Raw genomic sequence first — 14872 nt, 5'->3', positions numbered from 1 at the left:
TTTCATGAGCACTTGCAGTTTCCGTGGCACCCCGGGCCCGAGGTCCGGTTCATGAGCCGCGCGTTGGCGAAGTTCCGGTCCCGGGCCATGTTCACCTTCGTGGGTGGCGCCCTGGTCATCAATCCTGCGTTTGCGCAGGACGCAGCAACGGCAACCGGGCAGCAGCCGCAGAGCCAGTCGCAGCCCACCCAGCTCGATGCAGTGCAGGTCACGGGCATACGCAACAGCCTGAGCCAGGCCATGGACATCAAGCGCGACTCGGCGGGCGTGGTCGACGCGATCAGCGCCGAGGACATCGGCAAGTTCCCCGATACCAATCTTGCCGAGTCGTTGCAGCGCATCACCGGCATCTCCATCGAGCGCCGTGACGGCGAGGGCGCGCAGGTGACCGCGCGTGGCTTTGGTCCGCAGTTCAACATGGTCACGCTCAATGGTCGCCAGATGCCCGGCGCCGATGCATTCGGTGCCTCCGGGCAGGTGGCCATCGGCGGTGTCGACGGCGGCACTCGCGCCTTCAATTTCGCGCAGCTGGCCGCCGAGGCCATCAATGGCATCGAGGTCTACAAGACCAGCCAGGCACAGGTGCCCAGCGGTGGCATCGGCGCGACGATCAACATCCTGACCTCGCGCCCGCTCGACCACGCCGGCATCGTGGCCAATGCCGGGGCAAAGCTGGTCTCCGACCGGAGCCAGCCGTTCGACAACGACCTGACGCCGGAGCTGTCGGGCATCTTCAGTTACAGCAATCCGGAAAAGACCTTTGGCGTCAGCCTCAGCGCGAGCCAGCAGAAGCGCAAGGGCGGCTCGGTGCAGGCCACGGAGAACTACTGGAACGTGCAGCCCTGGACGGGGTCGATGCCGGGCAACCCGACCGTGGTGAACGCCCCGGCCGTCGGCCAGCTCTATGCGCGGCCCAACGACCTGCGCTACGCGTTCTCCGAATTCGAGCGCGAGCGAGTCAATGGCCAGGCCGTGCTGCAGTTCGCACCGACGGACAGCCTGACCCTGACGATGGATTACACCTACTCGACCAACGAGATCACCGAGAATCGTGGCGAGCAGGGCATGTGGCTGCAGAACAGCAACTACACCAATGTCCAGTTCGACACCTCCGGTGCGGTCGCCACCCCGGTCTACATCCGCGAGATCGCCGGCACCAAGGACTTCGGGCTGGAACAGCAGCGCAGCATGCAGGAGTACAAGCTGGGCTCGCTGGGCTTCAACGCGGTGTGGAATGTCAGCGACCGTTTCAAGCTCAGCTTCGATGCGCACAATTCGAAGAATGAAAGCCGCCCCAATGACCCACTGACCGGCGGCGGCTCCATCTTCATGAGCATTGCCGGCACCAACAACTGCACCCGTGGCCCGCATTGCGGTGGCTCCTGGGTACAGGAGTTGAACTTCAACAATGGCCTGCCGGTCGGCACCCAGGTCTGGTATCCCAGTACTGCCGATGCGATCGCCGGGACCAATGGCGTGGTCAATCCGGGCTTCCAGGAAGGCGAGATCGGCACCCGGGTGCTGCGCGTCAACGCGCAGACCCAGATCAGCAAGATCAAGCAGGCGCGTGTCGACGGCGAATGGAACTTCGACCACGGCCGCTTCCAGTTCGGCGTGGATACGAACAAGTCCACCACCCACCGCATCCAGGCCGCCGAGGCCTATTCGACACTGGGCGACTGGGGCGTGGCCAACGTGGACCGGGATACCGCCGCCGGCCTGATGGACCTGCTGCAGCCAGTCAGCATCGTCGGCCTGTTCGATGACTACAGTGCCAACAGCTGGCCGGCCTGGCGCGGCAATGCCGGGCAGCTCGCGCAATGGGCGTCGCGCGAGTACGGCGTCGGCCTGGGTGTGAACCCGCAACGCGCGGCCGACAACTTCGTGGAAGAGAAGACCAAGGCGGCGTACTTCCAGGTGGAGCTGGACGGGGAGCTGGGCGGCATGCGCACCAATACCCGCCTGGGCGTGCGCTATGAAACCACCGACGTGGTGTCGACCTCGGTCATTGCCGTTCCCGAGTCCATCGAGTGGCAGGCCAACAACGATTTCCGCATCGTGCTGTCCGATGAGCAGCAGCCCTTCACCGAGAAGGCGCGGTACAGCTACATCCTGCCCAACCTTGATTTCAGCATCGACCTCACCGAGGAACTGAAGGGCCGCGTTTCGTTCGGCAAGAGCATCGCCCGCGCGCCGTACGGCAACCTGTATGCAGGGCCCGGTGCCCAGCAGCCGTTCGGCTCGGTGCTGATCGATCCGTCGTCGCGCGCCAGCGGCAATTCGCAGAACCCGAGCCTGAAGCCGCTGGAATCGGACAACCTCGACCTGGGGCTGGAGTGGTACTTCGCCGATGCCAGCTATGTGTCATTGACCTACTGGAACAAGTCGGTCAGCAACTTCATCGGCAACACGGTCGTCCAGGAGAGCCTGTACGGCCTCACCGACCCGACCTCCGGGCCGGATGCGCGGGCGGCGTTGGACTTCCTGACCAGCGGCGCCTGCGTGGCCCAGGTCGGGCCGGCCAATGCGGCCGCCTGCTCAGCCAACGACACCTCGCTGTTCACCGCACTGGCGCTGCTGCGCAACAATCCTGCTGGCCTGGGCGCCTACAACGGCACCGATGCGCAGGTGCTGGCCACCGAAGCGGCCTACGATCTGTATGGGCAGGCCAACGACCCGCTGTACCAGTTCAACGTCAATCGCCCGATCAACCAGAACAAATCCAAGCTGCATGGCTGGGAGCTGGGCGGCCAGTACTTCTTCGGTGACACCGGCTTCGGCGTGCTGGCCAACTACACCGTGGTCAAAGGTGATGTCGGCTACAACAATGGCGGCGATCCGGGTATCGACCAGTTCTCGCTCACCGGCCTGAGCGACACTGCCAACGCCATGCTGATGTACGAGAAGTACGGGTGGTCGGTGCGCCTGGCATGGAACTGGCGCGACCAGTACCTGATCCTGGCCAACCAGGGCTCCAGCCGCAATCCGTACTATGTGGAGCCGTACGAGCAGTGGGATCTCAGCGTCAACTACGCGCTGGATGACCACTGGTCCTTCAGCCTGGAGGCGATCAACCTGACCGGCGAGGATGTGCGGTGGCGCTCGCGCACCTCGCAGATGATCGTCAAGCTGGCCGACCAGAGCCCGCGCTACATGCTGGGCGTTCGCTACAAGTTCTGAGCCTGGTTGCCGATGCGTCCGGCACGGTACCGCTGCCCGCCAGCGGTGCCGTGCCGGGACGGTGTCGCCGCACCTGCCGCGCCTGCGCTACCCTGCTGGCCAGCCACCCCGCACTGGACTGGATACCTCGATGGCCCGCTATGAAATGCTCAACAACATCGCGCATCGGGACCTGAAGGTCGCCACCGGATTTGGGCCGCAGTTCGGCGATGCGGTGGGCATGGTGCCGGCCTATCCCAGCGAGTTCGCCGAGCTGCAGCGCGAGTATCCGATCTTCCTGCGCCGGGAGGCCGGGACCGGGGCATGGCAGTCCGTGGCCCTGCTGGGTTTCGAGCAGCACGAGAACCTGTACCTGCAGGACGGACGCTGGAATGCCTCCTACCTGCCCGGCGCGGCCGCAAAAGGGCCGTTCCTGATCGGATTCCAGGAGCACTACGTGGACGGCCTGCTCACCCAGGACGCGGTGATGCACGTCGACCTGGACCATCCGCGTGTCACCTCCGGCGCCGGTGAGCCGGTGTTCCTGCCGCAGGGTGGAAACACGCCTTACCTGGACCACATCGCCGGCGTGCTGCGCGGCCTCCACGAGGGCAGTGCCTTCGCGGCCAGTATGTTCACGATGCTCGACGACTGTGGCCTCATCCAGCCGGTCACGCTTGATGTGCAGCTCGCGCCGCATCACCGCGTGGGCGTGAGCGGATTGCACGGCATCGACCGCGAGCGCCTGGCGGCGCTGGACAGTTCACGCCTGGCGGCGTTGAACCGCGCCGGTTACCTGGAAGGTGCGTACCTGATGCTTGCCTCGCTGCATAACATGCGCCGCCTGATCGCCGAGAAGCAGCGCCGTCTCCGCGTCCAGGACGGCAACGCGCAGGCGGTCAGGAACTGACCGGTGCAAGCCTGCCTGCCGATACGGAGCCTGGAAGGCATCGATCCTGCTGCCTTGCCATTGGCCGCCCTGGTGGAGGCCGGTGAGCCGGTCGTACTGCGCGGCATCGCCAGCGGTTGGCCACTGGTCCAGGCCGGACTGGGCGGCGTGCGTGACGCGATGGCGTACCTGTGCAGCGTCGATGCGGGTGCGCCCATCCAGTACTCGTTCGGCGGCGCCGAGATCGCGGGCCGCCCGTTCTACAGCGCGGACTTCACCCGGCTGAACTTCGAAGTGCGGCGCGGTGTACTCGCCCAGGTGCTGGAAGAGATCGCCGCGACGCTGCATGCGCCGCGGCCGCCAACCTATTACGTGGCCTCGCTGCCGATCACGCGGGCACTGCTGCCGGCATTCGCGCAGGCCAACGATGCCGGGCTGGCGAAGCAGGGCATCGACGCCACCGCCAGCATCTGGATCGGCAACCGGGTGACGGCCTCGTGCCATTTCGACACACCCGACAACCTCGCCTTCTGCGCGGTGGGGCAGCGCGAGTTCACGCTGTTCCCGCCCGCCCAGGTCGACAACCTCTATCCGGGCCCGCTCGAACCCACGCCGGGCGGACAGGTGGTCAGCGTGGTGGACTTCGAGCGCCCCGACTTCGATCGGCATCCACGTTTCCGCGAGGCGCTGGCGCATGCACGCAGCGCGGTACTTGGGCCCGGCGATGCGATCTTCATTCCCAGCATGTGGTGGCACCATGTACGCAGCCTGGAACCGTTCAACGTGCTGGTGAACTACTGGTGGCGAAGCTCACCGGCCTGGCTGGGGTCGCCGCTGGCGGCGCTGCAGCACGCGATGTGGTCCGTGCGCGACCTGCCAGCGCGTGAGAAGCAGGCCTGGGAAGGGCTCTTCCGTTACTACGTATTCGGCCCCGGCGAGCGCGCCGGGCAACACCTGCCTGACCCGGCGCGCGGGGATCTGGCACCGTTCGACGAGCAGCGCGCCCGCCGCATGCGCGCGATGCTGCTGGGCAGGCTCAACCGTTGAGAGAGGGCACCGTGTTGGATACCCAGAGCACGCCTGCAGGGCGCATCCGCAAGGTGGTCATTGCCGGTGGCGGTACGGCGGGATGGCTGGCCGGCTGCGCGCTGGCGCATCAGTTCCGTGACCAGCTGCAGATCACGCTGGTCGAGTCCGAGCAGATCGGCACGGTCGGCGTCGGTGAGTCCACCGTGCCGCCGATCCGCACCTTCCATCGCTTCCTGCAGATCGACGAGCAGGAGTTCCTGCGCGCGGTGGCCGGCACCTTCAAGCTGTCGATCTCGTTCGAGAACTGGCGCCTGCCGGGGGATCGCTTCTTCCATCCGTTCGGCACCATCGGCCACGGCACCTGGGCAGCACCCTTCCATCACTTCTGGCTGGACAGCCTGCGCCGCGGCATGCCCTCGGAGCTGGGCGACTTCAGCCTGGAGAGCATCGCATCGCATGGCGACCGCTTCTCGCTGCACACCCAGCCGCAGGCCAGCTATGCGTATCATTTCGATGCGAGCCTGTATGCGCGGTTCCTGCGCCGCAGGGCCGAGGCCCACGGCCTGCGCCGGATCGAAGGCAGGATCGCCCAGGTCAGGCAGCACGCGCACGACGGTTCGGTGCAGGCGCTGGTACTGGACGACGGCCAGGTGATCGAGGGCGACCTGTTCATCGACTGCACCGGCTTCCGCGGCCTGCTGATCGAGCAGACGCTGGGCACCGGCTACGAGGACTGGCACGAATGGCTGCCGTGCGACCGTGCCGTGGCGGTGCAGACCGAAGCGGTGGCGCCGCCGGTGCCCTATACCCGTGCGATCGCCCACGAAGCGGGGTGGCGCTGGCACATCGCGCTGCAGCACCGCGTTGGCTGCGGGCTGGTGTATGACAGCCGCCACCTGTCCGATGACGAGGCCGCAGCGAAGCTGCTGCGCGATGCCGGGGCTCCACCCTTGCGCGATCCATGGAAGGTGCCGTTCCGCAGCGGGCGCCGGCTGAAGGCCTGGAACAGGAACGTGGTGTCGCTCGGGCTGGCCAGCGGCTTCATCGAACCGCTGGAGTCGACCAGCATCCATCTGACGATCAGCGCGGTAGTGCGCCTGATCCAGCTGTTCCCGTTCGATGGCATCAGTGCGTCGCTGGTGAAGCTGTACAACGATGTCAGCCGCCAGGAAATGGAGCACGTGCGCGACTTCATCATCCTGCACTACCACGCAACCCAGCGCCCCGAACCGATGTGGAAGGCGTGTCGCGAAATGCGCGTGCCCGAATCGCTGCAGCAGCGGCTGAGCGCGTGGCGCGAGCGTGCACATGTGTGGCAGGACCCCGGCGAGGTTTTCCGCGTGGAATCCTGGACCAGCGTGCTGCTCGGGCAGGGCATCGCGCCCGGTCCCGCCCACCCGCTGGCGCGGGCCGTGAGCGACGCCGATCTGCGCACCCTGTTGAAGGGCATCCAGCAGCCCGTGCAGCAGGCTGCCGCGCAGATGCCGGCGCAGGCGGAGTTCATCGCGCAGTACTGCAGGTCCGGCGTGGACGTGTGGCGTTCGACGGCAGCAAGCGCGTAACAGGGTTTTGCGTTGCAGCACGCTTTTTCCGCTGCAGCTGGTTACAGTGCGGCAACACCGCTGGCGATGACGCGCGCGGTGGCAACGAGGGGGCCGGACACCACGCCCCCTTTTTGAGTCCACGGAATGTTAGCGCTACCTTTTTTTTGATCGGAGGCGGTTTCGATGGGTCTGGTTGCAGGGATCGATGCAGGGACGCAGAGCCTGAAGGTGCTGGTCTATGACCCGCGGACGCAGGTGGTGGTGGCCTCGGCCAGCGTGCCGCTCGCGCTGGACAGCGGTGCCGACGGCAGCCGTGAACAGGCGCCTGCCGGCTGGGTGTCGGCCCTGCGCGACTGCTTTGCCAGGATCGACCCCTCGCTGCGCGCTCGCATCGTCGCACTGGCGGTATCGGGGCAGCAGCATGGGTTCGTGCCGGTTGATGATGCTGGCGAGGTACTGGCGCCGGCCAAGCTGTGGTGCGACACCAGCACCTCGGCCGAATGCATCCAGATCATGGACGCCGTGGGCGGGTTCCAACGGACCATCGCGCTGGCGGGCAACCCGATCCTGGCCGGCTACACAGCGTCCAAGCTGCCCTGGACCCGGATCCACCGTGCCGACGCCTATGCGCGGCTGGCGACCATCCTGCTGCCACACGACTACCTGAATTTCGTGTTGACCGGGCAGCGGTTCTGCGAGCTTGGCGATGCGTCCGGAACCGGCTGGCTGGACGTGCGCACACGCACCTGGTCGCAGGAACTGCTGCGCGCCACCGATCCTGATCGTGATCTTGCCGCCTGCCTGCCGCCGATCGCAGCACCCGATGCCCTGTTCGATATCGCGCCGAAGGCAGCGGCCGAGTTGGGGCTGCCGGCGGCCGTGAAGATTGCCGTTGGTGGCGGCGACAACATGATGGCGGCAATCGGCACCGGCTGCGTCACGGAAGGGCGGCTGGCGATGAGCCTGGGAACCTCCGGAACGCTGTTTGCGTATTCCGGCTCGCCAATGATCGATCCGGACGGCGCGTGGGCGGCGTTCTGCTCGTCCACCGGTGGCTGGCTGCCGCTGATCTGCACCATGAACTGCACCGTGGCCACCGAACGCGTGGCCAGCGCCTTCGGTTTCAGCACCCGCGACGGCGATGCGCACCTCCACGCGACGCCGCCGGGCGCAGGGGGGCTGGTGATGCTGCCGTTCCTCAATGGCGAACGTACCCCCGACCTGCCGCTCGGCAAGGGCGTGCTGGCAGGCCTGGACATCGCCAATTTCACCCCGGCGCACCTCTACCGCGCCGCCATGGAGGGTGCGACCTACAGCCTGAAGTACGGCTACGACGCCTTCGTCCGCGCGGGCATGCAGTTCGATCGCATCGTGCTCACCGGCGGTGGCAGCAACAGCGCGGCCTGGCGTCAGCTGGTGGCTGATGTGTTCGGCCTGCCGGTGGACGTCCCGGTCCAGGCCGAAGGCGCGGCGTTTGGTGCGGCACTGCAGGCGCTGTGGGCGCTCGCCCGGGCGCAGGGAGACGCCGCCTCGATCAGCGACATCACCGCGCGCCACGTCACCGTCGATCCGGCGCTGTCCGCACGGCCGGATCCGGCCCGCAGCGATGCCTATGCACGGGCCTACGCACGCTTCCTCAGTCATCTCGATGCCATCACGCCGCTGCAGCGCGGCTGATGGCTCCTCCACGACACCCCGTACAACGACAGGAGCACGCACCATGAGCACGCAGCCCTTCATCGGCGCCAAGGAATACTTCCCCGGCGTCGGCCGCATTCCGTTCGAGGGCAAGGGCTCGGACAATGCGCTTGCCTTCAAGGTCTACGATGCGAACCGGGTCATCGGTGGCAAGACCATGCAGGAGCATCTGCGCTTCGCCGTGTGCTACTGGCACACCTTCTGCAATGCCGGGCACGATCCGTTCGGCCCGGGTACCCGGCAGTTCCCGTGGGAGGCAGCCTCGCCACTGGCCACGGCCGAAGCGAAGGTGGACGCGGCGTTCGAGTTCTTCACCAAGCTGGGCGTGCCGTACTGGTGCTTCCACGATATCGACCTGGCGCCGGATGCCGACGACATCGGCCAGTACCAGAAGAACCTCTCGCACATGGTGGCCCTGGCCAAGGCGCGCCAGGAGGCCACCGGCGTCAAGCTGCTGTGGGGCACGGCCAACCTGTTCTCGCACCCGCGTTACATGAACGGCGCATCGACCAACCCCGACTTCGCGGTGGTCGCGCGCGCAGCGGTGCAGGTCAAGGCCGCGCTGGAGGCCACGGTCGAACTCGGCGGCGAGCACTACGTTTTCTGGGGCGGACGCGAAGGTTATGCGTCGTTGGCCAATACCCAGATGAAGCGCGAGATCGAACATTTCGCGCGCTTCCTCACCATGGCCCGCGACTACGGCCGCAGCATCGGCCTGAAGGGCAACTTCCTGATCGAGCCCAAGCCGATGGAGCCGATGAAGCACCAGTACGACTTCGACAGTGCCACGGTGGTGGGCTTCCTGAAGGAGCATGGGCTGGACAAGGACTTCAAGCTCAACATCGAAGCCAACCACGCCACGTTGTCCGGGCACACCTTCGAGCACGACCTGCAGGTTGCGTCCGACCATGGCCTGCTCGGCAGCATCGATGCCAACCGCGGCAACGCGCAGAACGGCTGGGACACCGACCAGTTCCCCAGCGATCTGTACGACACGGTGGGTGCGATGCTGGTCGTGCTGCGCCAGGGCGGGCTGGAGGGCGGGTTGAACTTCGATGCCAAAGTGCGCCGTGAGTCGACCGACCTTGAGGATCTGTTCATTGCCCATATCGGCGGCATGGATGCGTTCGCACGCGGGCTGGAGGTTGCCCATGCACTGCTGACCGAGTCGCCCTGGGAGCAATGGCGCAAGGAGCGCTACGCGAGTTTCGACAGCGGCGCCGGCCAGGAGTTCGAGCGTGGCACGCTCAGCCTGCCGGACCTGGCGGGCCTGGCCGCCCGCCTCGGCGAACCGCACCAGGCCAGCGGCAAGCAGGAGCGTTACGAAAACCTGCTCAACCAGTACCTGCTGCGCTGAGCGCGGCAACGGTGCACTCAAGGGGACGGGAATGAACCAGGCAGCAGGCAGCGGTGAGAACACCCGGCTGATCGTACTGATCAGCGTGGTAGCGACGATTGGCGGTTTTCTGTTCGGCTTCGACAGCGGCGTGATCAACGGCACCCAGGACGGCCTGCACCAGGCGTTCCGGTCCGGTGAATGGATGCAGGGGTTCGAGATCGCGTCGATGCTGCTGGGCTGTGCGGTGGGCGCGTTCAGTGCCGGCCGCCTGGCCGACCGCCTCGGCCGTCGCAACGTGCTGATCCTGTCGGCGGTGATGTTCCTGCTGTCGGCACTCGGTGCCGGGGCGGCGGCCTCGTCGGGCTGGTTCATTGCGGCGCGGGTGGTGGGTGGGTTCGCGGTAGGCGCGGCGAGCGTGATCTCGCCGGCCTACATTGCCGAGGTCGCTCCGGCCCGCTATCGCGGCCGCCTGGCCACGGTGCAGCAGATCGCGATCATCACCGGGCTCACCGCTGCCTTCCTGTCCAACTACCTGCTGGCGGCCGCAGCGGGCGCGTCGACCGAGCCGCTGTGGGCCGGGCAGGCTGCCTGGCGCTGGATGTTCTGGATGCAGGCCGCGCCATCGCTGGTGTTCCTGCTGCTGTTGCTGACCATTCCTGAGAGCCCGCGCTACCTGGTGGTCAAGCGGCGCAAGGACGACGCGCTGCGCGTGCTCACCCGGCTGCTCGGCAACGACAAGGCCCGCGCCACGCTCGAAGAGATCGATGCCTCGCTGTCCAACGACCACCATCGCCCGCGCCTGTCCGATCTGAAGAGCCGGGCGACCGGGCGGATCCGCCCGATTGTGTGGGTCGGCGTCGGGCTGGCCTGCTTCCAGCAGCTGGTCGGCATCAACGTGGTGTTCTATTACGGCGCCGTGCTGTGGCAGGCGGTCGGCTTTTCCGAAAACGACGCGCTGCTGATCAACGTGCTGTCCGGCGCGCTGAGCATCGGTGCCTGCGTGGTCACGGTGCTGCTGATCGACCGGATCGGCCGCAAGCCCCTGCTGTGGTTCGGCTCGGCCGGGATGTCGCTGTCGCTTGCACTGGTGGTGGTCGCGTTTGCAAGTGGTTCACTGGCCGACGGGCATCTGCAGCTACCCGGGCGCATGGGCACGCTGGCGCTGGTGGCGGCCAATGCCTATGTCGTGTTCTTCAACCTGTCGTGGGGGCCGGTGATGTGGGTGATGCTGGGCGAGATGTTCCCGAACCAGATCCGCGGTTCGGCACTGGCGGTCGCCGGCGCAGCGCAATGGACCTCCAACTTCGTGGTCACGGTGACGTTCCCGATGCTGCTGGCCGCGGCAGGGCTGGCGGCCACCTACGGCATCTACCTGGTGGCGGCGATCATCTCGGTGATTTTCGTGGTCCGGCATGTGCACGAGACCAAGGGCAAGGAACTGGAGCAGATGGAAGGATGAGCGTCATGACATCGCAGACCTCCTTATCCCGCAGCGGCGTGCTGGTCGCCGTGCTGACGCTGGCGTTGCTGGGCTGCCACGGCCAGGACCGGCCCGCCGCCACTGCGGGAGCCGCCAGCGACCCGTGGCCGCAGGTCACCTGGCCACTGGCCGCGGATCCTGCGCTGGAGAAGCGGATCACCGACCTGATGGCAGGCATGACGGTGGAGGAAAAGGTCGGCCAGCTCGTGCAGGGCGACATTGCCAGCCTCACCCCCGATGACGTGCGGCGCTACCGCCTTGGTTCGATCCTGGCCGGTGGCAATTCCGACCCCGGTGGCCGCTACGATGCGTCGCCAGCCGAGTGGCTGGCGCTGGCAGACGCCTTCTACGACGCCTCCATGGACACGTCGAAAGGCGGCAAGGCCATTCCGCTGCTGTTCGGCATCGATGCCGTGCATGGGCAGAGCAACATCATTGGCGCCACGTTGTTCCCGCACAACATCGGGCTGGGCGCCACACGCAATCCGGAGCTGCTGCGGCAGATCGGTGGCATCACCGCGCTGGAAACCCGCGTCACCGGCATGGAGTGGACGTTCGCACCGACCGTTGCGGTACCCCAGGATGATCGCTGGGGCCGCAGCTACGAGGGCTACTCGGAATCGCCCGAGGTGGTGGCCAGCTATGCCGGCGCCATGGTGGAGGGATTGCAGGGCAGGGTGGGAACACCGGAGTTCCTCGATGGCCGCCATGTGATCGCCTCGGTGAAGCACTTTCTCGGTGATGGCGGCACCACCGACGGCAAGGACCAGGGCGACACCCGCATCAGTGAGCCGGACCTGGTACGCATCCACGCCGCCGGATACCCGCCGGCCATCGCCGCCGGCGCGCAGACCGCGATGGCATCGTTCAACAGCGTCAACGGTGAAAAGATGCACGGGCACCGGCACTACCTCACCGATGTGCTCAAGGGACGCATGAACTTCGGTGGTTTCGTGGTGGGCGACTGGAATGGTCATGGCCAGGTCAAGGGCTGCACCACCACGGACTGCCCGGCCACGATCAACGCGGGCCTGGACATGGCGATGGCCTCGGACAGCTGGAAAGGCTTCTACGAGACGACGCTGGCTGCGGTGAAGGACGGCCGGATAACGCCGCAGCGCCTGGACGATGCGGTGCGCCGGATCCTGCGGGTCAAGTTCGGCCTGGGGTTGTTCGAGGCCGGCAGGCCGTCCACGCGGGCCGTTGGCGGCCAGTTCGCACTGATCGGCGCGCCGGCACATCGCGCGGTGGCCCGGCAGGCCGTGCGCGAATCGCTGGTCCTGCTGAAGAACCAGAACGGCGTCCTGCCGCTGTCGCCGAAGCAGCGGATCCTCGTGGCCGGCGACGGCGCCAACGATGTCGGCAAGCAGGCCGGTGGCTGGACGCTCAACTGGCAGGGCACCGGCACCACGCGCAAGGACTTCCCCAATGCGGACTCCATCTACGAGGGCATCGCGCGCCAGGCCAGGGCGGCCGGTGGTGAAGCCGTGCTTGCCGTTGACGGTCGCTATGCAGTGAAACCCGACGTGGCGGTGGTGGTGTTTGGCGAAGACCCCTATGCCGAGTTCCAGGGGGACCGACCCACCTTGGCCTACAAGCCGGGCAACGAAACGGATCTGGCGCTGCTCAAGCGGCTCAAGGCCGATGGCATACCGGTCGTCGCGGTCTTCCTGAGCGGGCGGCCGCTCTGGGTGAACCGGGAAATCAATGCCGCCGATGCCTTCGTGGCCGCGTGGCTGCCGGGCTCGGAAGGCGCCGGCATTGCCGATGTACTGCTGCGCGGGAGCGATGGCCGGGTGCAGCACGATTTCAAGGGCAAGCTCAGTTTCAGCTGGCCGCGCACCGCCACCCAGTACGCCAACAACGTCGGCCAGAAGGACTACGATCCGTTGTTTGCGTTCGGCTTCGGCCTGACCTACGCCGACAACGGCGACCTGGCCGCGCTGCCGGAGGCATCGGGTGTGACCGGCAACGAGGGTGCGACCGGCGTGTTCTTCGCGCGCGGTGATGCAGGCCCCGGCATGGCGCTGCGCCTTGAGCAGGCCGCAGGCCAGGGCCTGACCGTGACCCGCGTGCCGGACGCATTGCCCGATGATCGGCTGAAGATCACCGGCGTGGATCATCTGGCGCAGGAGGATGGGCGACGCCTGGCCTGGTCGGGCAAGGGCGAGGCCGTTGCTGCACTGCAGTCGCACACGGCGCTGGACCTGCAGCGCGAATCCAACGGTGACCTGATGCTGCTGACCACGCTGCGCGTGGACGCTGCGCCGGAGGGTGAGGCGTGGCTGTCGGTCGGTTGCGGCGTGGGCTGCTCGGCACGCATCGCCATCGGGCCGTCGCTGGCGGCGCTTCCCCAAGGCCAGTGGAAGCGCGTTGGCGTGCCGCTGAAGTGCCTGGCCAAGGCGGGTGCAAAGCTGGACGCGATCGACCGACCGTGGTCGGTGGTGACGGCCGATGCGATGACGATCTCCGTGTCACGCGTCGCGCTGGGCGCACTGAACGAAGCCGAGGTCGCCCTTGGATGCGGCGCATGATTGCTGCCGGCCTGACCGGCACCCTGCCGCCTACTGCGCAGGCGCAGGCATGAGGGCGGGGCCTTCGCTACCGGCGCGTGGGCGGTGCGGCTACCGAACCGCGTGCGATCAGCCGATGCGGCATCACATGTTCGCGCAGCACCGTTGCGTCCCCCGCAGGACGGCGGATGGTGCGCAGCAGGATGTCGATGGCCGCGTTGGCCATCGAGGCGATGGGCTGGTGGATCGTGGTCAGTTCCGGCCACACGGTGGTGGCGGCCGAGGTGTCATCGAAACCCACCACCGACAGGTCGCGTGGCACTTCCAGCCCGCGCCGATGCGCCACGGAGATGGCGGCGGCGCCCATGTCGTCGTTGCTGGCGAAAATCGCGGTCGGTGGCCGGCGCTGGGACAGCAGCTTCTCGGCCGCGGCCAGGCCGGACCGGTAGGTGTAGTCACCGTGCTGGACCAGGCCGGGCTCCACCGCCAGCCCGGCCTCGCGCAGGGCGGTGACGAAGCCGTCGTAGCGGAGCGCACTTGCGCTCAGGTCATCGCGCCCACGGATGAAACCGATGCGGGTGTGTCCCTGCCGGAGCAGGTGATCGGTCATTTCCCTGCCCGCACTGAAATCGTCGATGCGGACGCAGGACAGGGCCTCGCTCAGGCGACCCGATGCGATGGCGACCACCGGAATGCCAGCCTTGACCAGTTCGCTTACGGCGGCCTGCGATTCGCACAGCGGCGGCGGCAGGATCACCCCGTCGACGCGTCCGGCGAGCGCACGCGCCGCCCTGCGTTCGGATTCGGCATCCAGGTTGTCCCAGTAGTCGATGACCAGCTGGATGGCGGAACTGGAGGCGACGCGCAGCAGGCCCACCAGCAGTTCGCGCAGGTAGGCGCCACTAGGGTTGGTGTAGATCAGCGCAATGCGCGTGTGCTGTGCAGCGGCCAGCGAACTGGCGGCAAGATTGGGCGTATAGCCCAGCTCACGCACGGCGCGCAGCACGCGCTCGCGGGTGACGTCGCGCACCTTGCCCTGGTTGATTACCCGCGACACGGTCATCGGCGAAACGCCGGCAAGGGCCGCAACCTCGTCGATCGTCACGCCTGCGGTTCTGCGGCGAACCGATTTCTTCGGCTTGTCCAATGCACGATCCCTTTGTTCTTGGTGGCGCTGCCGCGCGGGTGCGAAGGACGATGATGCGCTGCCCCGGGCCCGGA

General features: G+C 67.0%; 9 protein-coding genes. 8 read left to right on the top strand and 1 reads right to left on the bottom strand.

From position 1 onward, the window contains the following. The first annotated feature begins 51 nt into the window (after positions 1–51). The 8 genes from ACT6SE_RS10600 (at position 52) to ACT6SE_RS10565 (ending at position 13672) form a co-directional block, all read left to right on the top strand. Positions 52–3180, top strand: a complete 3129-nt coding sequence (locus ACT6SE_RS10600; RefSeq protein WP_444811155.1) for a TonB-dependent receptor — start codon at positions 52–54, stop codon at positions 3178–3180. 130 nt (positions 3181–3310) lie between these two features. Next, on the top strand, positions 3311–4069 hold the full coding sequence (locus tag ACT6SE_RS10595) for a SapC family protein (RefSeq protein WP_046430748.1): 759 nt from the start codon (positions 3311–3313) through the stop codon (positions 4067–4069). 3 nt (positions 4070–4072) lie between these two features. Then, entirely contained in the window at positions 4073–5095 is a 1023-nt protein-coding gene (locus ACT6SE_RS10590; RefSeq protein WP_046430746.1) for a cupin-like domain-containing protein, read from the top strand. 11 nt (positions 5096–5106) lie between these two features. Continuing rightward, complete coding sequence (locus tag ACT6SE_RS10585) at positions 5107–6639, top strand: tryptophan halogenase family protein (protein ID WP_046430745.1); 1533 nt, start codon at positions 5107–5109, stop codon at positions 6637–6639. A 165-nt stretch (positions 6640–6804) separates the two neighbouring features. Continuing rightward, positions 6805–8298, top strand: a complete 1494-nt coding sequence (gene xylB, locus ACT6SE_RS10580) for a xylulokinase (RefSeq protein WP_046430744.1) — start codon at positions 6805–6807, stop codon at positions 8296–8298. 43 nt (positions 8299–8341) lie between these two features. Further along, the gene (gene xylA, locus ACT6SE_RS10575; RefSeq protein WP_046430742.1) at positions 8342–9676 is read left to right on the top strand and encodes a xylose isomerase; all 1335 of its coding nucleotides are present in this window, start codon (positions 8342–8344) and stop codon (positions 9674–9676) included. 31 nt (positions 9677–9707) lie between these two features. Then, entirely contained in the window at positions 9708–11117 is a 1410-nt protein-coding gene (locus tag ACT6SE_RS10570) for a sugar porter family MFS transporter (RefSeq protein WP_046430740.1), read from the top strand. Beyond that, a complete protein-coding gene (locus ACT6SE_RS10565) occupies positions 11114–13672 on the top strand; it encodes a glycoside hydrolase family 3 protein (RefSeq protein WP_088375221.1) in 2559 nt (852 codons plus the stop codon). The genes ACT6SE_RS10570 and ACT6SE_RS10565 overlap by 4 nt, the downstream gene beginning before the upstream one ends. Positions 13673–13739: 67 nt before the next feature. Here ACT6SE_RS10565 and ACT6SE_RS10560 read toward each other — a convergent pair whose 3' ends face one another. Next, positions 13740–14798: a LacI family DNA-binding transcriptional regulator gene (locus tag ACT6SE_RS10560; protein WP_014647205.1), complete on the bottom strand. Its 1059-nt coding sequence runs from the start codon at positions 14796–14798 to the stop codon at positions 13740–13742. Positions 14799–14872 lie beyond the last annotated feature (74 nt).

The sequence above is a fragment of the Stenotrophomonas sp. LC732 genome (assembly GCF_052446685.1).
Lineage (GTDB): Bacteria > Pseudomonadota > Gammaproteobacteria > Xanthomonadales > Xanthomonadaceae > Stenotrophomonas > Stenotrophomonas muris.
This window is presented reverse-complemented; position numbering and strand designations above follow the sequence as displayed.

What these genes read in the sequence shown, in the direction of transcription:
- ACT6SE_RS10600 (WP_444811155.1), top strand. Translation starts at nt 52, where the DNA reads ATGAGCCGCGCGTTGGCGAAGTTCCGGTCCCGGGCCATGTTCACCTTC.
- ACT6SE_RS10595 (WP_046430748.1), top strand. Translation starts at nt 3,311, where the DNA reads ATGGCCCGCTATGAAATGCTCAACAACATCGCGCATCGGGACCTGAAG.
- xylB (WP_046430744.1), top strand. Translation starts at nt 6,805, where the DNA reads ATGGGTCTGGTTGCAGGGATCGATGCAGGGACGCAGAGCCTGAAGGTG.
- xylA (WP_046430742.1), top strand. Translation starts at nt 8,342, where the DNA reads ATGAGCACGCAGCCCTTCATCGGCGCCAAGGAATACTTCCCCGGCGTC.
- ACT6SE_RS10570 (WP_046430740.1), top strand. Translation starts at nt 9,708, where the DNA reads ATGAACCAGGCAGCAGGCAGCGGTGAGAACACCCGGCTGATCGTACTG.
- ACT6SE_RS10565 (WP_088375221.1), top strand. Translation starts at nt 11,114, where the DNA reads ATGAGCGTCATGACATCGCAGACCTCCTTATCCCGCAGCGGCGTGCTG.